We start from the raw sequence: 19,475 nt of genomic DNA on the forward strand, positions 1-19,475 counted from the left end.
CTCCTGATACTTAACGGGACGGGATGACCATTTAAAAACAAACCATAGACAAATGAAAATCAACGTTTTGAATGTGGCGGCTTTTGCTGTCATGATTACTCTGGGAGCTTCATGCAGCCAAAAAAGTGATCAAGATGCCAAGATTCAGGCTCTTGAAGATAAGATCGCTCAACTAGAAGTAAGTAACACTGCTGTGACTCCAGTGAATGCACAAGCAACTCAGGCAGCTGATCCAGCTACTTTAGGTCAGTTTGACTTCCCTGAAATGGAATATAACTTCGGCGCGATCAACGAAGGTCAAGTAGTAGAGCACATCTTTAAGTTTACAAATAATGGACAGGCTCCATTAGTTATTTCTAATATCACTGCTTCTTGTGGTTGTACTAGCCCAGACTGGTCCAAAGCTCCTGTAAAACCAGGTGATGAAGGATTTGTGAAAGTTGTATTTAACTCAGCAGCAAAATCAGGCGCACAAGCACCTACAGTTAGCATCCAAGCTAATACAAGCCCAACAGTTACTCGATTGAAACTGAAAGGCACAGTAACTCCAAAAATTGCAGGCGCGGCCGCACCAGTAGGCCCGGTTAAAAGATAATTATGATTTCTACAGTATTAGCACAAGCCGCAGCAGGTGGCAGCGGGATTTTAGGACAAGTATTCCTATTCGGTTCTATCATTTTGATCATGTATTTCTTTATGATCAGACCACAGCAAAAGAAACAAAAGGACAGTAAGAAATTCATTGAAGAAATAAAAAGAGGTGATGAAGTAGTGACCATCGGTGGTCTTCATGGTAAAGTAAGCTCGGTAGAAGGTGATACCGTAGTACTTGAACTTGATCGAGGCCTTAAAGTCACTGTTGAAAAATCTGCAATCTCCTTAGATTTCTCTAGGAAGCCAGAAACAAAAAAATAAATTGAATTTTGCCGGAAACTAACAAATCCTCACAAAGGATTTCTCCCAAAAAACTCTCTAATCTAAAAGTGGTAGTCCTCTGCATTGCAGCAGCTACCACTTTTTGGATTTTAAACGCCCTGAATAAGGACGATTACAATACTATTGTCGATTTTCCAGTTGACATCCTTTACGATCAAAATGAGTTTGTAGCCGTAGCCGGCCTACCAAAAACTCTGGAAATAGAAATTTCTGGAAATGGCTGGGATCTGTTAAGAAAGTACTTCAATTTCAATAATGATGCTTTTCCACTTGAGCTCAATAATCCCGCCGCTACCAATTACATTCTCACCAATGATCTAAAAAGATCTCTGGGAGAATTCCTCTCCCCTACTCAGTTGGTCTCCGTACTTGACGATACACTGAAATTCAATATCAACAAAATCGAATCGATCAAAGTCAAGCCTATTTTAGATTCCACAAGTTTCTCTATGGGTAATAACTTTCGGATTATCGACGAAATTACTTTTAGTCCGGAAACAATTACGCTCACAGGCCCTAGTTCTATCCTAGATAGTCTATCCACTGAGTTCCCTGTTGTACTGGACGAAAATCGCATAAACCAATCCGTCGACAAGGAAATTAGCCTTGAAGTGCCTAAAGATCTGAGTGACTTGGTACAAGTACAAGAGGAGAAAGTCAGAGTACAATTCGAGGTGATTGAATTTCTGGAAGGAAATAAACGACTGAAAATTAAAAAATTAAACTTCCCTAAATCTGTCAGCTTAGAAGATGAAGAGCTGGTAATAATGATGACATACCTCGTAGATGAGCGAAAAACATCTGATTTAAAAGAACTGGAATTTGAAGCCGTATTGAATTATTACCAAAGGAATAAAGAAGACAGCACCATTACCGTCCAAGTGAAACCAATGCCAGATTACCTTGATCAAGTTCAGATCGACCCTCCAATCCTAAGGCTGAAATATGAATAAATACAGCCCCATTTTAGTAGGTATTACAGGTGGTATTGGATCAGGAAAATCCACGGTCGCCAAAATTTTTACTATCCTCGGTATACCGATTTATTCTGCCGATGATCGCGCCAAATGGCTAATGGCAAATGACACACTGCTCAAAGCCCAAATTAAAGAAGCTTTTGGCGCTGAATCCTATGATTCAGACGAAAAATTAGACAGAGGATTTATCGCAAAAACAGTCTTCTCCGATCCCGAGAAGGTAAAGACAATTAATTCTCTTGTGCACCCTGCAGTTGGAAGAGACTTCGCTGCCTGGGCATCCTCGCAAAACAGTCCTTACGTACTCAAAGAAGCTGCTTTGATCTTCGAAACAGGAAGTGAAAAATCTCTGGATCATGTGATCAATGTAAGCTCTCCACTGAAAGTCCGCATCTCGAGGACCCTTATGAGAGATCCATTTCGCTCCGAAGAGCAGGTAAATCAAATCATCAATCAGCAACTTCCTGACGAGCAAAAAAACGAGCTAGCTGATTTTGTGATCAAGAATACAGACAATAAACTCTTGATTCCACAGGTTCTGAAAATTCATCAACAACTGATTTCTGAGAATTAGATGCTTGTCCTTTGTGATAAAAGCAGCTAAATTCTTAATTTCCTTCTCACAGCAAAAACTCACTTTTCGAATAAGGTATGAAAGGATACAATCCTAAAGACTGGTTCAAAATTCTATTTTTAGTCCAAAAATCTGATACGCTAGTCAAGCTTGGCCCATTCATGGTCATTATTTTCATGTACTCGATAGGTATTGCTTGGCTGGAAATAGATTACATGAAAATCGGGGAAAATAGCTGGGTGCAGAATATCCCTATTATGCACAGCTTACTAAGTTTTGTCATCTCACTGTTGCTAGTTTTCCGTACAAACACCGCTTATGATAGATGGTGGGAAGGCCGTAAACTTTGGGGTCAACTGGTGAACAACAGTAGAAATCTAGCGCTCAAACTTGCAGGAATTCTAGACAATACTGATGAGGATTACAGGCTATTCTTCAGAAGAACTATCCCGATATATGCATTTGCACTGAAGGAACATCTCCAAAACAAGGTGACCTTGTATATGCTGGATGATAAGATAGATGTAGAGATTAAGCCCGAGATAGACACGGATAAGCACGTCCCAAATCAAGTAGCCAAATTGATGTTTGCTAAGGTAAATGATCTCTATAAAGCCAAAAAAATCACAGGTGATCAATTGATCATTCTGAACAATGAGCTGATGTCTTTCACTGATATCTGTGGTGCCTGCGAACGAATTAAAAACACGCCAATCCCATATTCCTATAGCTCTTTTATCAAAAAATTTATCCTAGCCTATGTCCTCACTTTGCCGTTAGGCTATGTATTTTCGCTAGGATACTATGCTGCTCCCATCGTGACCTTTATTTTTTACGTGCTAGCCAGTTTGGAATTAGTTGCTGAAGAAATCGAAGAACCCTTTGGCAATGATGCGAATGATTTGCCGATGAGGAAATTATCTGAAAACATCCAAAAGCATGTGGAAGAACTGATATAGATCAGATTCTTTAACTTTGGATACAAAGCTCTACCTGATAGCCTAAAATGGAAGAAACCTTAACTCTTCGCACGGTGAACGTGACTCGATACATCTTGCCTCTACGAGAGGGAGGCTCCTTGCCTGCACTCGCGGATGCGGATGACGGATTCAAATATGTATTGAAATTCCGTGGAGCGGGTCAGCGGGAAAAAGCGCTCATTGCTGAATTGCTGGGAGGGGAAATCGCGAGGACTTTGGGATTGAAAGTTCCAGAACTTGTATTCGCGAATTTAGATCCTGCTTTTGGCAGATCTGAAGGAGATGAAGAGATCCAAGACCTCCTCAAAGGAAGCCAGGGTCTTAACCTTGCCTTACATTTCCTTTCGTCTGCTATTAATTACGATCCTGTTGCGATGAGTACGGACCCCTATTTGGCTTCGCAAATAGTCTGGTTAGATATGTTCATCACAAATGTGGATAGAACATTTAGAAATACAAACATGCTGATTTGGAATCGAGAGCTTTGGTTGATCGATCATGGTGCTTCATTTTTGTTTCAGCATGCCTGGGTCAATTGGAGAAGAAATGCAGAAGGCCCATTCCCCATCATCAAAAACCATGTACTGCTTCCAGTTGCAACAGAATTAGATACAGTGAATGAAGCCTTTAAACAGATTTTGACACCTGATAAAATTCAAGCAATTGTAAATACAATTCCAGACGAATGGCTGCTTGCTGGTGGTGATTCCGAAGATCCCGAGGAGAGCAGACAAGTTTACCATGACTTCCTTACTCTCCGCCTTTCCTATTCTGATCAATTCATAAAAGAAGCTCAAGATGCAAGAACAGCACTTATATGAATACGCCATCATTCGCGTAGTACCGCGGGTGGAAAGGGAAGAATTTATCAATGTAGGAGTAGTAATTTGTCATTGGAAAAGAGATTTTCTAGGATGTAAAATTCAGCTGGACGCTAAGAAACTCCTGATGCTAGATCCTCTGGCCGATGTAGAAATGATAGCCCTGAATCTGGCTTCATTCGAAAAAATATGCACAGGAGCTATCAATGGAGGCAATATAGCCACGTTGGATTTAGCTTCTAGATTTCGTTGGCTAACTGCCGTAAGAAGCTCCGTCATACAAACTTCGAGGCCACACTCAGGCTATGCAGAAGATTTGGAGAAAACACTGGAAAGACTCTTTGAAGAAAATGTAGCCTGAGCTAGACTTAAGACACAGTCTAGATATGAGATAAAAAAAAGCGTGAAGATCAATTCTTCACGCTTTTTTGCTTCTATATACTATGGTTCTGACTTCAGACCTAGACCTATATCATTGCCGTCTCCCGACTGCCAATAATTAAGAAATCATATCAAATCCTAAATAGGAATGAAGCACTTTTGGCATCTTAATTCCTTCAGGGGTCTGATTATTTTCCAAGATAGCAGCGACGATTCTTGGCAAAGCCAATGCTGATCCGTTTAGAGAATGTGCTAATTGAGTTTTCTTGTCTGCTCCTCTGAAACGCAATTTCAATCTGTTGGATTGGTAGGTCTCAAAGTTGGAAACAGAACTTACTTCCAACCATCTCTCTTGAGCAGCAGAATACACTTCCATATCATAAGTCAGCGCAGAAGTAAAGCCCATATCTCCTCCACAAAGTCTCAATACGCGATAAGGTAATTCCAGCTTTTGCAAAAGTACTTGCACATAAGAGCACATGCTTTCCAAGGTCTCATAGGATTTGTCAGGATGAGTGATCTGCACGATCTCCACCTTGTCAAATTGATGAAGTCTGTTCAGCCCTCTTACATGTGCACCCCAGCTACCTGCTTCTCTACGGAAACAAGGAGAATGACCCACATTTTTTATTGGAAGATCAGATTCAGAAAGTATCACATCACGATAGATATTTGTGATTGGCACTTCACCAGTTGGGATCAAATACAAGTTATCCGCATCAGCATAATACATCTGCCCTTCCTTGTCTGGAAGTTGCCCTGTGCCATAGCCTGAATCCTCATTCACCAAAATCGGTGGCTGAATCTCATCATAACCTTGCGCCAAAGCCTCGTCTAAGAAGAAGTTTATCAGGGCACGCTGAAGTCTAGCTCCCTTGCCTTTATAAATAGGAAATCCAGCTCCTGTGATTTTCACCCCAAGGTCAAAATCGATAATATCGTATTTCTTGATCAAGTCCCAGTGAGGAAGCTTCTCTTCATATAGATCAGGTATTCTGCCATTTTCCAACACTACTTCATTGTCCTCAGCTGCTTTTCCGGCAGGAACAGAGACATGAGGAATATTAGGAATGGTATAGAGTATAGCGAGCAAATCGGCTTCAGCTTTAGAATTTTGCTCCTCCAAGTCTTTGACCTGAATTTTAAGCTCGGCTGTTTTCTCTTTGATTTTAACTGCTTCTTCAGCTCTTCCCTCACGCATCAACATCCCGATTTCCTTGGAAATTGCATTCGATTCGCTTTGTAATTGGTCACGCTCTGACTGGCTGGACTTTCTCAACTCGTCCAGCTCAACTGCCTGATTCAGTACAGCTTCCGCATTTGGGAAATTTCTTTTTTGAAGTCCGGCAAGTACACCGGCGTAGTTTTCTCGAATTTGATTAACTAAAAGCATCTTAAAATCTTTGAAATTGAAGCCTCAAAGATAAGCATGTTAGCGAACAATGATGTCTTTACTCACAGTTGAAAATGGTCCATCGAGCTCTTTTCCATCTGAACGAAGCAAGCGCACTTTCACTTGATAAGTCCCTACTGGTAAATTTTCTACTCTGACAGGGGCCATGTGGTCAATCTCATATTTTAAGTCATTCAGTTCTATAGCCACTTTGAGCCCATCTAACTTCATATCTCCGCCTACCACCAAAAAGTCAATAATCACCTCAGATCCAGCATCATATACTTGCTCCGAACGAGGGAAATTCAAGGCTAGGTAAGGCTCTGCAGAATAAGGGAATGGCCTAGACTCTCCAACCTGAAAATCCCTATCCACATAATTCCCGAAGTTTTTTAATGCCAAACCTTCCTCATCCACCAAGTATGCAACTACACGGTAGCTTCCTTCCGTAAGGTCACGCTGGAATATTGGCGCATAAAAACCTGCCGGATCTCCACCATTTAAAATGTTAAACAGCTTAAAATCCTTGGTTTCATTTAACTCAAAAGGGAAATTCTTAACATTAAACTCAAATGGCACCTTTCCAGGCTTGAAAATCTGATTTCCTAATGGCGTGTACAATTCAAGAATCGCATCTGGATAAGCCGCCTGATCCTCATATTGGAAGAATTTCACTTTTGGAGTATCTGTCTGCGCAGCATCAATAGTGGTAGGCATTTCTACTACTTCCTCATTCACACGCTGCTTTTCGGCAGAACAAGCTGAGAAAAGGCAAATCAAAGAGAGTAAAGTCAGGTTTTTATTCATGCAGCATGTAAATTGAGATTAAAGATATTTAATTTTAAAGATAAATTAGACCACGTACCATAATACATCCACACATGGAAATCCTATTTGATGAAATCCCAAGTTTAGATTTAGCTGATTTCACAGCTGGCAGTCCTAGCCAAAAGGCAGCATTTGTACAAAAGCTTGGAGAAGCCTACCAAAACATAGGTTTTGTGGCGATCAAAAACCATGGCCTATCCCAAGATCTACAAGATAGACTTTACAGCTCAATCAAAGATTTTTTTGCACTTCCAGATGAAATCAAATCCAAGTACGAGAAACCTGAAATCGGGTTTCAACGCGGATACACGGGTAAGGGAAAAGAGCATGCCAAAGGCAGAAATACTGGTGATTTAAAGGAATTTTATCATGTAGGACAAGAACTCAGCCGCATTCCTGATAGTGATCCGATCAAATCAGAATACCCGCCAAATATTTGGCCTGCAGAGCTACCTGAGTTTCAAAATGATGCAAATGAAGCCTATCGCACTTTAGAAAGTGCCGGCAAATCCATGCTTCAAGCGATCGCACTTTCATTGGATCTTGATGAAAACTACTTCGAGGACAAAGTCGCACATGGCAATTCTATTTTAAGACAAATTCATTATTTCCCGATTACAAACCCTGAGGAAGTACCGGCAGATGCTGTACGTGCAGCGGAGCATGGAGATATCAATTTGATAACTTTGCTAATGGGCGCAAGCGCAGACGGGCTTCAGGTTCTGAGAAAAGATGGTAAGTGGATCCCAATCACTGCCCTTCCAGACCAATTGGTGGTGAACGTAGGCGATATGCTGGAGAGACTGACGAATAAGAAGTTGAAATCCACTATCCACCGTGTGGTCAATCCCCCGCGAGAGAAGATGAATACCAGTAGATACTCTATTCCATTCTTTATGCATCCTCGCTCTGAAATGGATCTTACCTGCCTTGAAAGCTGCATAGATACGACACATCCAAAACAATTTGATGACTCCACTGCCGGTGAATTCCTGGAAGAACGACTGCGGGAATTAGGACTCAGAAAATAAGGGATGTCGGTAAAGCATGTCCGATATTATCTCTTTTTGAAAGACACGATTACGCTTTCTCTTACGGCCTTTGGTGGTCCGCAGGCATTTCTTGCTATGCTACTCGAGCGCATGGTGAAAAGACGGGCCTACATTCAGGAAGACGAACTTTGGGAGCTGAATGCACTATGTAATATGCTGCCCGGCCCATCTTCCACGCAGTTAGTCTGTGCGATCGCTTATCGAGCAGGAGGCCCTAATCTCGCCTACCTTGCCCTTCTCGTGTGGATTTTACCGGCTACACTTCTCATGATTTTTGCGGCTATGCTCATCTATTTTCTGCAGGAAAACACCCCTGGAGCATTAGATTTTGCACGGTTTATTCAGCCCATGGCGATTGGCTTTATCATCTTTGCTGCGCAAAAAATAATTGGTAAGACCATCAAAACCACCGAAGCAATGGTGCTGGTATTGATTTCGGCTTTCGTTTCATTCTTCTATAGCTCACCCTACATCTTCCCGGTTTTATTGATCATCGGAGGGCTGAGCACCTCTATCAAATACAAGCAGCAGCCCAAATTAGAGAAGGATGCTCCTCTGAAAATCGAATGGGCCAACTTCTATCTTTGGGCGGGGGTATTAGTTATAGCAGCAGCACTGGGTGCAATCACCAAATACCAGCCTATTATTCTGTTTGAGAACTTCTATCGAAATGGGAGTTTGATCTTCGGTGGCGGGCAAGTACTTGTTCCCTATCTGTATACAGAGTTTGTTGACTTCAAGCACTTCCTGACATCTGAAGAATTTCTGACTGGCTATGCTATTTCACAAGGTATTCCTGGGCCTACCTTTAGTATCTCATCATATGTGGGGGCACTTTCCATGAAAGAGTTTGGTACAGCAGGATTTTTTATGGGTGGCTTTATTGCGGCTGCAGGAATATTTTTACCTGGAATCTTCCTTATTTTCTTTGTGATCAGATTCTGGGATCAATTAAAGAAATACCGCCCTGTCCGAGCAGCTTTGGAAGGAATAAATGCTGTCTCCTGCGGAATGCTAATTGCGGCAGCTTATTTGCTCTTTGAGCCGATGGAAGCAAATGGTTTGAATATTTTATTTATTCTCGCCACTTATGTTTTACTTCAGTTTACTAAAATTTCATCCCCTTTAATCATCGCTGGCGGCGTAGTATTAGGGATTCTATACAACAATTTCCTGTTGTAAATCTGAAGGAAAATAGGATAATTTCCTCCAAAAGGAACATGATTAGGCTTCCTGACGTTTTAAAATCTAAATTCATTCCCTATCTTTCTTCTATGCACGCCTACGAATACATCAACAATCTGATCCCACCATTAAAGCTATCCGACAAAACGGGGATGGCTTTGACATGGATGGAAGAAATCAGAACTGACGTACTTCCCATTATCGACAAAGGGAATTTTTTAGGATTGATCAAAGAGGAAAGGATTTTCGAAGTAAATGATCCAGAAACTCTGATCGCCGACATTGAACCAGCCAATCCACAGTGTTGGGTGTATTCTGACAAGCATATTTATGATGTGCTACGTGTGAGCTCTGAGCAGAATTCGAATATAGTCGCTGTTTTGGATCGGGAATCAAATTATTTGGGCATCGTGACCATGGAGGATTCCATTGCAGCATTTGCCGATAGTCTGTCGATCAAATCTCAAGGCAGCGTGCTGATACTTTCCTTAGGCATGACCGATTATAGCTTGTCTGAGATTTCCAGAATCATCGAAACAGAAAACACCAAAGTTCTCAGTTCATTTATTACGACTGATCCCTTAGACGATAAGAAGATCAAACTCACCCTAAAACTCGATCAGCCAGAACTTCGCCACATCAAAGCGACGCTGGAAAGATTCGGATACAAAGTCATAGATCATTATCAGGAAGAATCTGGAGTGAGTAGTGAGGAGGACAGAATCGGTAACTTATTAAGATTTTTAGATATTTAGGACATGAAAGTCGCCCTGCATGGCTTAGCGCTGAAAGCAGAATTGCTTTCGGATGTAAAGTCACTTTTCAACGAACTTACTACCCATCAATTCGAAATATTCGTCACGGAGCAATTTGACAAGCAACTTCGGAAGCATGGAAAACAATCTCTGTCCTACTCGGTCCTAGAAAGTAGAGTGGATATGGCAGCTATGGATTTTGTGATTTCCATAGGAGGAGACGGCACCTTATTAGATGCTGTTTGTCTAGTTGGTGAACTCGAGATCCCAATTCTAGGGCTCAATACCGGCCGACTTGGCTTTTTGGCAACCGTGGCGACAGAAAAAATTTCAGATGCAATTGCAGACTTAGCTTCCAAAAACTATCAGCTAGAAAGTAGAACTTTGATCTCTCTTCAAAGTCATCGAAAGCTCTTCAACGGATTGAATTTCGGTTTAAACGAATTCACCATACACAAGCGTGACACCTCATCGATGATCACGGTTCATACCTATATAGACGGGAAATACCTGAACAGTTACTGGGCAGATGGCTTAATCGTCTCCACTCCTACAGGCTCTACTGGGTACTCACTAAGTTGCGGTGGACCATTGATTTCACCAGAGGCCAAGAACCTCGTGATCACCCCAGTAAGTCCACACAATTTGAACGTGCGGCCTATCATTGTTTCAGATGAAAGTGAGATCAGTTTTGAAATAGAGGGACGGGCAGAGAAATTCTTAATATCTTTGGATTCTCGATCTACGTCAATTTCTTCGGAAGTGAAGCTAAGTGTGAAGAAGGAGAGCTTTTCTGCAATGTTGGTTAAGCTTCCTCAATATCATTTCTTCGATACACTTAGGCAGAAGTTAAATTGGGGTTTTGATATGAGAAATTGAATCAGAGTCCAAAAGACATAGTCCATTTGAGCTTAACAATTATTAACCCGCTAAATACTAAGATGCGTTTTTTTAACGTTAGGTACTTCATATCTTGCATCGTCTTGAAAAAGGTCAATTTTCAGATTTTCAACTACTTACTTGTATTTTCGCTACTTTTTCTGGGGATTTCTTCAGAATTACGAGCGCAGAAATACGATATAGGAGGAGGCTTAGGAGTCGCTGCCTATTCAGGTGATATCATCCGAAAAATTGACCCGGGTCAACTAGGACCTCAAGGCACGTTGTTTGGCAGGAGAAATTTTGACAATGTGTGGGCACTACGCGTCGCAGTATCGGCAGGGATCCTGTACGGAGCAGATAGCATTAAGCCTATTGATCAGCTGGCGAAGATCAGAGACGGTAGGTTTAGAGCTGGGATAGTGGAAGCTTCGGCAATCATGGAATTTAATTTTCTAGATTACCTTACTACTAATTCCGAGTTCCGCTTCTCACCTTACGCTTTCTTTGGTATTGGCTATACTTTCGCCTTTGCAAAAGGGAATACCTATGCGTTTAATCCATCCACTAGATATGATTTGGGCACATTAGTAATTCCATTTGGTGGGGGAGTAAAATACCAATTAGATGAACGCTGGACATTAGCAGCTGAATTAGGCTTTCGGCCAACCTTTACAGATTACCTAGACAAAATAGACAGTACAGAGCCAATCATTCCTAGGTTTCAGGATCCAAGTAATCCTACGGCAGCTTATGGAATCAACTTTGGAAATGCCTATGACAAGGATTGGTACTACTTCTTAGGAGTAACGATTAGCTATACCCTCATGACTACCAAATGCTACGCATATTAATTAATCGAGCCCTAGGGCTAATATTCGGAAAAGAAATGGCATTTTTGTACCTCCAAAAAAGTAAGGGACCGGAGACGGCTGGAATGAAGGAAGTATCTGATAATATCAACATCCCAAAGCATATTGCGATTATCATGGACGGCAATGGACGCTGGGCCATGAAAAAGGGTGCTATGCGGATATTTGGGCACAAAAACGCTACCAAGGCAGTAAGGGAAGCCATAGAAGGCGCTGACAGTCTTGGAGTGAAATATCTAACTTTATTCTCTTTTTCTACAGAGAATTGGTCAAGACCAAAAGCGGAAGTAGATGGATTAATGGAGCTTCTAGTGAAGACCATGTCCGACGAGATTCCAATGCTAATGAATGGCAACTTTAAATTAGAAAGTATCGGGGACGTAGAGAGCTTACCTCCATCAGCGTACAACACACTGATGAAGGTAAAGGAAATGACCTCAAAAAATACCGGACTCAAGGTGATCTTAGCATTAAGCTATAGCGGTCACTGGGAGCTCACTCAAGCAGCGAAGCACATTGCTCAAAAAGTCTCAGAAGGAAAATTGAATGTGTCCGACATTACCGAACAAGTAATGGCTGATCATTTGGCTACTACAGCTTATCCTGATCCTGAATTAATGATCAGAACTAGTGGTGAGTACCGAATTAGCAATTTTCTGCTTTGGCAATTGGCCTATACAGAGATGTATTTCACTCCTGTATTATGGCCGGATTTTAGAAGAGAGCACCTCTTTGCTGCAGTTTCCGATTTCCAATCACGGGAAAGGCGCTTTGGCAAAACGGGTGAGCAAGTTAAATCTTAAGTAATTAATGAAAAGAAGTTTACTGATTCTGTTTTGTCTGGTTTGGGCAAGTTCAGCAATGGCGCAAATACGTTTGGGCCAAAGTCGCTATGCCTCAAGCAAGCCAATCGATATTTTGGAGCTCAATTACGCTAAGCCTCAAACCTTTAGAATCGCAGAAATAAAAGCTGTGGGTCTAACTACCTTGGATGAAATCGCTATTCTTTCCTTGTCTGGATTGAAAGTGGATGATAAAATCGAGGTGCCGGGAGACGCTATATCCAATGCACTGAAAAAACTTTGGGGTCAAGGAATCATCGGAGATGTGAAAATCTTGGTGACCAAAATCGATGGCGAAGATATTTCGCTATTGCTCGATTTGACTGAGAGACCACGATTCTCTAGAGTAGAATTCACTGGAATGAATAAAACTCAGGAAAGTGAACTCCGAGATAAGGTGAATATCAGGGGTCGTGTAGTAAGAGACGACGTGCTAAATAATGCCAAGAGGAATATTGAGAAATATTACTTGGACAAAGGCTTTATGAATGCAGAAGTACGAATTAAACAAGAGAGAGATACTACCCTGCCTAATTCAGTAAAATTGATCTTTGATGTAGAGCAGAATTCCAAAGTCAGAATCAATGCTATAGAATTTTATGGCAATAAGGAAGTTCCAGACTCCAAACTGAAAGGTAAGCTGAAGAAAACCAAGGAGCATGCTCGTGTAAGTGTGTTCAAAGATGGGTATTCACGCTTGACGGACGCAACTGCGGAAGACATTAAGAACACCATCTTATACACAGACTCTGCTTCGCATGAGGATGTGAAGAACTATATCAACAAGAACTTCAAACTGAACTTCTTCAACGGATCCAAGTACATCCCTAAAGAATTTAGAAACGACAAGGACAATGTGATCAACTTCTACCAAAGTAAAGGCTATCGTGACGCTAAAGTCGTGGCAGATTCTATTTACAACTTTGGGCAAGACAAGATCAATATTGATATCGCCTTAGAAGAAGGTCAGAAATACTACTACAGAAATATCACCTTCAACGGAAACTTTATCCACCCAGACCAAGTCTTATTGGCTAAACTGGGTATTCAACGAGGTGATGTTTACGATAAAGAAAAACTTGATAAGCGACTAAACTACGATCCTACCAAGGGTGATGATGTCAGTTCTCTATATCAAAATGACGGTTACCTGTTCTTCTCGATTGATCCAGTAGAAGTAAATGTAGCTGGAGATTCCATTGATCTTGAAATGAGAATTTTTGAAGGCCCTCAGGTGACTGTAAACTCGGTCAATATCAAGGGTAATGAGCGTACCTCGGATCACGTAGTAATGCGTGAAATACGTATCCTCCCAGGTCAGAAATTCAATAGAGAGCTCCTCGTTCGTACTATTCGTGAACTTTCAACTTTAGGTTATTTTGATCCAGAGAAAATCAACCCAGATCTTAGACCAAATTTCGAAGCAGCGACAGTCGATATCACATTCGAACTTGAAGAAAGACCAAATGACCAGATTGAGCTCTCAGGTGGTTGGGGCGGTTTCTATGGTTTCGTAGGTACTGTTGGACTTTCATTCAACAACTTTTCCATCCGAAACATTAAGGATTTCTCCAAGTGGGATCCCCTACCTGTTGGTGATGGGCAGAAGCTTTCACTGAGAGTACAGGCCAACGGTCGTTCATTCCAGAACTACTCCGTTTCCTTGACAGAACCTTGGTTTGGCGGCAAAAAACCAAATGCTTTGAGTTTCTCATTCAATCACTCAGTACAGCGGCAGGTCGATTTCTACAATCAGGATAGCTTTGGCGATGAATTAGGTTATTTCAAGATTACAGGATTGACGCTAGGACTTGCCAAGCGATTAACCTGGCCAGATGACAACTTTAGTATTAGTAATTCCTTACAGTTCCAGATTTATGAGTTTGACCAATACGGCACCTCATTTGGATTGAGTTATCCTACCGGAACATCGAACAGTCTTACCTGGAATACTACGATTGCCAGATACAATCTTGACAATCCTACCTACCCAAGATTTGGCTCTAATATTATTCTATCTGGTTCTTTTACTCCTCCATATGCGAGTTTGAACAAGAATTTAAACGAAGAGTCAACTGATCAAGAAAAGTATAAGTGGCTTGAGTACAATAAGTGGATGTTTGATGCATCTATCTACACGCCATTATTTGGCTCTAATAAACTGGTAGCTAGCGCAAGAGCTCACATGGGTTTCTTAGGTGCTTATAGTAAGAAAATTGGCATGATTCCATTGGAGCGTTTCGTGATGGGTGGTGACGGAATGTCGATGAACAACTTTGCCTTAGGTCAGGAAATCATTGGTCTTCGTGGGTATGAAAATCAATCAATCACTCCAGGACGAGATTCTCGAGGATCAGCAGATCCAGAACCATACGGCGGTATTGTATATAATAAATATGTGATGGAGGTAAGATATCTTATTTCACCAAATCCATCAGCAACCATCTTTGTGTTAGCCTTTGCAGAGGCTGGAAATAACTGGGGATCCTATCAAGACTTCAACCCATATGACTTGAAGAAGTCAGCAGGTGCAGGCGCTAGAATCTTTATGCCAGCATTTGGTCTCCTAGGTATTGATTGGGGATATGGTTTTGATCCAATCCCTGGAGCAATCAGACCAAGTGGATCTCAATTCCACTTTACAATTGGCCAACAAATAAGATAAGTATGGATTTAGAGTTGGTATTAGTTAATTTATGCAAAAATTAACCTTTGGAAAAGAGGAACAAATCGAAGCCTTATTAACTTCCCAAACTCATGAATAAATCACTGAAAATCGTACTTTTGCTGCTCATTGTGCTTCAGGCAGGCCCTTTAGCAGCTCAAAAGATTGGATACATTGATTCAGAATATATTCTAAATAAGCATCCAGACTATAAAGTCATCCAGCAAGAGCTTGATAATATCAGCTCCGAATGGAAGAAAGAGGCACAAAATTTGGACAAAGAGATCAAAGATCTTTCTGTTCAGCTAAAAGCAGAGGAAGTGCTCCTCACAGAAGAAATGTACCAGCAACGGCTGGAGGCAATTAAATTGAAACAAAAAGAATCCCAGGAATTCAATAGTCGGATTTTCGGAATTGATGGGCAGTACTTCCAAAAGCAAGCGGAACTCATGCAGCCCTTACAATCCAAAATCTATGACGCCATTGAGCGAGTAACCCGGAAAAACAATCTGGCTATGCTGTTTGATAAGGCAGCCGAACCTTCGGCAATTATCTATACAGATCCCAGACATGATTATTCGGAATTCATCCTGGAGGAATTGGGAATAGAAGAAAACAAATAAAAAGAAACACAGAATGATGAAAGTAAAAGTTATCCTTTCCGCAGTAGCCTTGCTTTGCGTAGGATTCGTGGCTCAGGCACAAGATGTAAAAATTGGTTATACCAATGTGGAATTTATCATGGATTTGATGCCAGAAATGGAGCAAATAGCTGCTGATGTGAAGGATTACGAAACTCAGCTTCAGACTACCATGCAATTAAAAGCTGAAGATTTCCAGCGCCAGGTACAGACTTATCAGCAAGCTGCTCAGACAATGACTGAAGAAGCAAGAGCTGCTAAGGAGAAAGAATTAACGGACCTTCAAGGCACCTTGCAGAAAATGGAATCTGACACTCAAATCAGCTACCAGAGAAAATTAGGTGAACTTCTTACGCCTGTTCAGAATAAAGTGATCAATGCGATCAATGCTGTAGCTGCTGAAAATAACTACACGCATATCTTTGCTGAGTCTGCAGGACAAGCTCCTATCCTTCTTTACACTAAAGAGGAAGACAAGTTCACTGAGCTAGTGCTAGCTAAGTTGGGTCTTGAGATGCCAGCTGCACCAGCAGCGACGAATTAATAAAACAGTAATTCAACAAAAGCCGTTAGGTCGATCTCGACCTAGCGGCTTTTTTTGTGAAAAGTTTTAACCAGGCAGTCCACAGACTCCTAATGGGATTTTCAGGATCACAAAGAGCATATTTCGTGTCAGACTGAGTATTAAATATTCTTTGAACATACAAAAATGAAATGACAGTAATTTGGTTTGGAACCATAACCATGGTCACCTTGAGCACTTGAGAGACGAGAGTCTCGAATTCGAAAGGTGCTCGAACCTCAAGACTCCCGTCTCTCGGGTGCTCGAACTGACCAGCTTTTGATGTCCTCAAATCAATCTGTCACTGGTAGTGAAGTCGAAGTCAATTCTACTATAATTATCCTCGAACCTCTACACTCCCGTCTTTCAGGTACTCGAACTGACATAACCTACCATAACACAACCACTATCTCAACCATGCCAAAACGAAATCCAAAAGACATCATCAGTAAAAGTCAGGACGCCGTACTAGTGGATTTTTACGCAGACTGGTGCGGCCCTTGTCAGACTATGGATCCAATTATAGATGAGGTGTTGACAGAATTAGATGGAAAAATTAAGCTACTAAAAATCAATATCGACAAAAGCCCTCAGCTAGCCCAGCAATTCGCCGTTCGCTCCATTCCTAATTACATTCTTTTCAATAAAGGAAAAATCCTCTGGAGAAAGGGAGGATTGATTACCAAGCGGGATTTACATCAGGCATTGAAAGGCTTTGTTTGAGAAAACAAAATTTCATAAATCGAGAGAGGTAGTCTAATCACCTGTTACCGCAAAAGCATCTTTGGTTAAGAGTGATTGACCTAAAATGAAAAAAGCTCCCAAATCGGGAGCTTTTACTATTTATATAAAGAACTTCAAGCGAATCACTTCTTGCTCAGAGAGGAAGCGATAATGCCCTCGTTTCAAATCCTTTTTATCTAATTTCGCATAGACAACTCGATCCAACGCAGTCACATCATAGCCCAGATGAGCAAAGATTCTACGCACAATTCTATTTCTTCCTATGTGAATCTCTAGGCCAAGAATTGACCGGTCCAGAGACAATACCTGCAAATCATCTATTTCTGCTTTTCCATCTTCCAGCGTCAAGCCTTCAATGATCGCTTCTTCGTCCTTTTTGGTTAATGGCTTATCCAAGGTTACCTGATAGATCTTCTTGATCTCATTGGAAGGATGAGACAGCTTAGCTGCCAACTCACCATCGTTGGTAAACAATAGTAGTCCAGTAGTGTTTCTATCCAACCTACCGACAGGGAATATCCGCTCTTCACAGGCATTACCTACTAGGTTCATCACCGTCTTACGGTCCATAGGATCATCAGTAGTGGTGATAAAATCCTTCGGCTTGTTCAACAACACATACACTGGCTTCTCTGGATTGATTTTGCGCCCTTGGTAGACAACTCTATCCGTACGCTTCACCTGCTTGCCCATCTCAGTACACACAAGTCCATTCACGGTAACCAAACCTTGAGAAATCAACGAATCGGCTTCTCTTCGGCTACATATACCAGAGTTGGCAATATATTTATTGAGCCGAATAAGTGTTTCGTCATTCGTCAGTTTTGATTTTTTCTGAGGCAAAGCATCGAAATTATAATCAGGCCTTTCTACGTTAGTATCCTGATCCACAAAACGTTTTTTACCGAAACCTTTTGCTTCCTTCTTATCTGACTTGTAAGTAGGCTTACCTTCTGCGAAAACTGGTTTTTGATCCTTGCCACGTCCTTTATAAATAAGTCCGCCTGGCTTTTCTGATGATCCGGGTTTACTAGATTTAGCATCCCTGTTATATGGCTTTGGAGCGCCCTGATCATCCTTTTTGGTAAAAAATTGCTTTTTCCCAAAACTTGGTTTTTGGGAATCTTCAAAAGAGGATCCTTGCTCTTTTTTAGGACCAAAGTTGGGTTTGGAAGCAAAATTGGATTTGGAACCAAACTTCTTTTCACCTAAGCTTTTGAAGCCTGCTTTCTTATTTCTTGGCTTTTTGTTGAATTCTGAGAAATCATCTTCACTGTTGCTAAAAGGCTTCTTCCCTGCCCCAGACTTAGAAAATCCTGAATCTTTGGATTTATTAAATCCCTCTGATTTCCCTTTGTAACCCCCTCTTTGTCCTGAATTGGAAGAGTTGGAATCTTTTTTTCCTTCGCCGAAAAACGGCTTTTTTGAATTGTTATCTTTCATAGAATTGCAGCATCCCTGCTGGATTGATTGTAAATTATTAAGCGATTGAAAACCAATCCCTTAATCGGGCTGCAAAGATACGTTCTATCTAGACAATTCTAATCATCTCCTTCAAAAATATTCCTGATCTACGATTTCTGGCTTTTGTAAAAATATGCAGTAGCCTTTCTGACAGAGCCCTCAGAAAGCAATAATTCTTTCGCAGTTCCTTCATCAAGTCCCGTTGCCTCCATGATCATCTTAGTGCCTCGTTGTACCAACTTTGCATTGGAAAGCTGCATATCCACCATTTTATTGCCTTTCACCTTGCCTAGCTTGATCATTACCGAGGTGGAGATCATATTGAGAATTAGCTTCTGAGCTGTACCAGCCTTCATCCTGGTACTTCCCGTGATAAATTCTGGTCCGACTACAGCTTCTATCGCATGGTCAACTTCTTTGGAAAGCGGCGAATCAGGATTGCAGGTAATACTTCCGGTCAGAAGACCTTTCGAGCGGGCTGTTTTCACACCGCCGATTACGTACGGGGTAGTACCCGAAGCTGCGATTCCTATGACGGTATCCTCAGTATTGAATCCATATTCTAAAATATCTTTCCAAGCTTGATCTGGATTGTCCTCGGCATTCTCCACAGCCTTTCTGATCGCAGTATCTCCACCAGCTATTAATCCCAATACCATATCAAAGGGCACTCCATAAGTAGGAGGGCACTCAGAGGCATCTAGCACACCAAGTCGGCCGCTGGTACCTGCACCGATATAGATCAACCTCCCTCCTTTTTCCATTCGTGGAACGATCTGCTCCACCAAGGCACATATTTCAGGAATGACTTTCTCAACTGCAAGGGGCACTTTTTTATCTTCTCTGTTAATATTTTGAAGAATAGAAATGACATCCATCTTTTCCAGATTGTCATAAAGAGAAGTGCTTTCGGTTACCTTCATA

Annotated in this window: 21 protein-coding genes; 17 read left to right on the forward strand and 4 right to left on the reverse strand. The window is 41.4% G+C overall.

Going from position 1 to position 19,475, the window contains the following annotated elements:
- The first annotated feature begins 52 nt into the window (after positions 1-52).
- The 7 genes from LV85_RS09485 to LV85_RS09515 all read left to right on the forward strand — a co-directional run bounded on the left by LV85_RS09485 (position 53) and on the right by LV85_RS09515 (position 4,649).
- Positions 53-595, forward strand: a complete 543-nt coding sequence (locus tag LV85_RS09485; RefSeq protein ID WP_111318711.1) for a DUF1573 domain-containing protein — start codon at positions 53-55, stop codon at positions 593-595.
- 2 nt (positions 596-597) lie between these two features.
- Entirely contained in the window at positions 598-915 is a 318-nt protein-coding gene (gene yajC, locus LV85_RS09490) for a preprotein translocase subunit YajC (RefSeq protein ID WP_111318713.1), read from the forward strand.
- Positions 916-923: 8 nt separating this feature from the next.
- Complete coding sequence (locus tag LV85_RS09495; protein WP_111318715.1) at positions 924-1,889, forward strand: CdaR family protein; 966 nt, start codon at positions 924-926, stop codon at positions 1,887-1,889.
- A complete protein-coding gene (gene coaE, locus LV85_RS09500) occupies positions 1,882-2,487 on the forward strand; it encodes a dephospho-CoA kinase (protein WP_111318717.1) in 606 nt (201 codons plus the stop codon). The genes LV85_RS09495 and coaE overlap by 8 nt, the downstream gene beginning before the upstream one ends.
- A 77-nt stretch (positions 2,488-2,564) precedes the next feature.
- Positions 2,565-3,446 carry a bestrophin family protein gene (locus tag LV85_RS09505; protein WP_111318719.1) on the forward strand — a complete coding sequence of 294 codons (882 nt, stop codon included), beginning with the start codon at positions 2,565-2,567 and terminating at the stop codon, positions 3,444-3,446.
- Between the two features lie 47 nt (positions 3,447-3,493).
- Complete coding sequence (locus tag LV85_RS09510) at positions 3,494-4,288, forward strand: HipA family kinase (protein ID WP_111318721.1); 795 nt, start codon at positions 3,494-3,496, stop codon at positions 4,286-4,288.
- Entirely contained in the window at positions 4,266-4,649 is a 384-nt protein-coding gene (locus LV85_RS09515) for a DUF3037 domain-containing protein (RefSeq protein WP_111318723.1), read from the forward strand. Before LV85_RS09510 ends, LV85_RS09515 begins: the two co-directional genes overlap by 23 nt.
- Before the next feature lie 138 nt (positions 4,650-4,787).
- On the opposite strand, the gene serS is transcribed toward LV85_RS09515, so the two are convergent.
- Both serS and LV85_RS09525 read right to left on the reverse strand, forming a co-directional pair.
- Positions 4,788-6,062, reverse strand: a complete 1,275-nt coding sequence (gene serS / locus LV85_RS09520; protein ID WP_111318725.1) for a serine--tRNA ligase — start codon at positions 6,060-6,062, stop codon at positions 4,788-4,790.
- 39 nt (positions 6,063-6,101) lie between these two features.
- Positions 6,102-6,869: a hypothetical protein gene (locus LV85_RS09525; RefSeq protein ID WP_111318727.1), complete on the reverse strand. Its 768-nt coding sequence runs from the start codon at positions 6,867-6,869 to the stop codon at positions 6,102-6,104.
- A 74-nt stretch (positions 6,870-6,943) separates the two neighbouring features.
- On the opposite strand from LV85_RS09525, the gene LV85_RS09530 reads away from it, so the two are divergent.
- From LV85_RS09530 to trxA, 10 genes are all read left to right on the forward strand, one after another.
- Entirely contained in the window at positions 6,944-7,921 is a 978-nt protein-coding gene (locus LV85_RS09530) for an isopenicillin N synthase family dioxygenase (protein WP_111318729.1), read from the forward strand.
- Between the two features lie 3 nt (positions 7,922-7,924).
- Positions 7,925-9,124 (forward strand): chromate efflux transporter, encoded by a 1,200-nt coding sequence (gene chrA, locus LV85_RS09535; RefSeq protein WP_111318731.1) that lies wholly within the window; start codon positions 7,925-7,927, stop codon positions 9,122-9,124.
- 92 nt (positions 9,125-9,216) lie between these two features.
- The gene (locus LV85_RS09540) at positions 9,217-9,882 is read left to right on the forward strand and encodes a CBS domain-containing protein (RefSeq protein WP_111318939.1); all 666 of its coding nucleotides are present in this window, start codon (positions 9,217-9,219) and stop codon (positions 9,880-9,882) included.
- Positions 9,883-9,885: 3 nt separating this feature from the next.
- The gene (locus LV85_RS09545; RefSeq protein WP_111318733.1) at positions 9,886-10,761 is read left to right on the forward strand and encodes an NAD kinase; all 876 of its coding nucleotides are present in this window, start codon (positions 9,886-9,888) and stop codon (positions 10,759-10,761) included.
- A gap of 62 nt (positions 10,762-10,823) precedes the next feature.
- On the forward strand, positions 10,824-11,615 hold the full coding sequence (porG, locus tag LV85_RS09550; protein WP_245942238.1) for a type IX secretion system protein PorG: 792 nt from the start codon (positions 10,824-10,826) through the stop codon (positions 11,613-11,615).
- 83 nt (positions 11,616-11,698) lie between these two features.
- On the forward strand, positions 11,699-12,436 hold the full coding sequence (locus LV85_RS09555) for an isoprenyl transferase (RefSeq protein ID WP_111318941.1): 738 nt from the start codon (positions 11,699-11,701) through the stop codon (positions 12,434-12,436).
- 7 nt (positions 12,437-12,443) lie between these two features.
- The gene (locus LV85_RS09560) at positions 12,444-15,140 is read left to right on the forward strand and encodes a BamA/OMP85 family outer membrane protein (protein WP_111318737.1); all 2,697 of its coding nucleotides are present in this window, start codon (positions 12,444-12,446) and stop codon (positions 15,138-15,140) included.
- Between the two features lie 92 nt (positions 15,141-15,232).
- The gene (locus tag LV85_RS09565; protein WP_111318739.1) at positions 15,233-15,763 is read left to right on the forward strand and encodes an OmpH family outer membrane protein; all 531 of its coding nucleotides are present in this window, start codon (positions 15,233-15,235) and stop codon (positions 15,761-15,763) included.
- Positions 15,764-15,776: 13 nt separating this feature from the next.
- A complete protein-coding gene (locus LV85_RS09570; protein ID WP_111318741.1) occupies positions 15,777-16,325 on the forward strand; it encodes an OmpH family outer membrane protein in 549 nt (182 codons plus the stop codon).
- Between the two features lie 435 nt (positions 16,326-16,760).
- The gene (gene trxA / locus LV85_RS09580) at positions 16,761-17,066 is read left to right on the forward strand and encodes a thioredoxin (protein WP_111318943.1); all 306 of its coding nucleotides are present in this window, start codon (positions 16,761-16,763) and stop codon (positions 17,064-17,066) included.
- Between the two features lie 120 nt (positions 17,067-17,186).
- Here trxA and LV85_RS09585 read toward each other — a convergent pair whose 3' ends face one another.
- Complete coding sequence (locus LV85_RS09585) at positions 17,187-18,530, reverse strand: pseudouridine synthase (RefSeq protein ID WP_111318746.1); 1,344 nt, start codon at positions 18,528-18,530, stop codon at positions 17,187-17,189.
- Between the two features lie 128 nt (positions 18,531-18,658).
- Positions 18,659-19,474 (reverse strand): N-acetylmuramic acid 6-phosphate etherase, encoded by an 816-nt coding sequence (gene murQ, locus LV85_RS09590; protein WP_111318945.1) that lies wholly within the window; start codon positions 19,472-19,474, stop codon positions 18,659-18,661.
- Position 19,475: the final 1 nt, after the last annotated feature.

Origin of the sequence: Algoriphagus chordae (assembly GCF_003254055.1) — a bacterium.
In the GTDB taxonomy this organism is placed as follows: Bacteria; Bacteroidota; Bacteroidia; order Cytophagales; family Cyclobacteriaceae; genus Algoriphagus; species Algoriphagus chordae.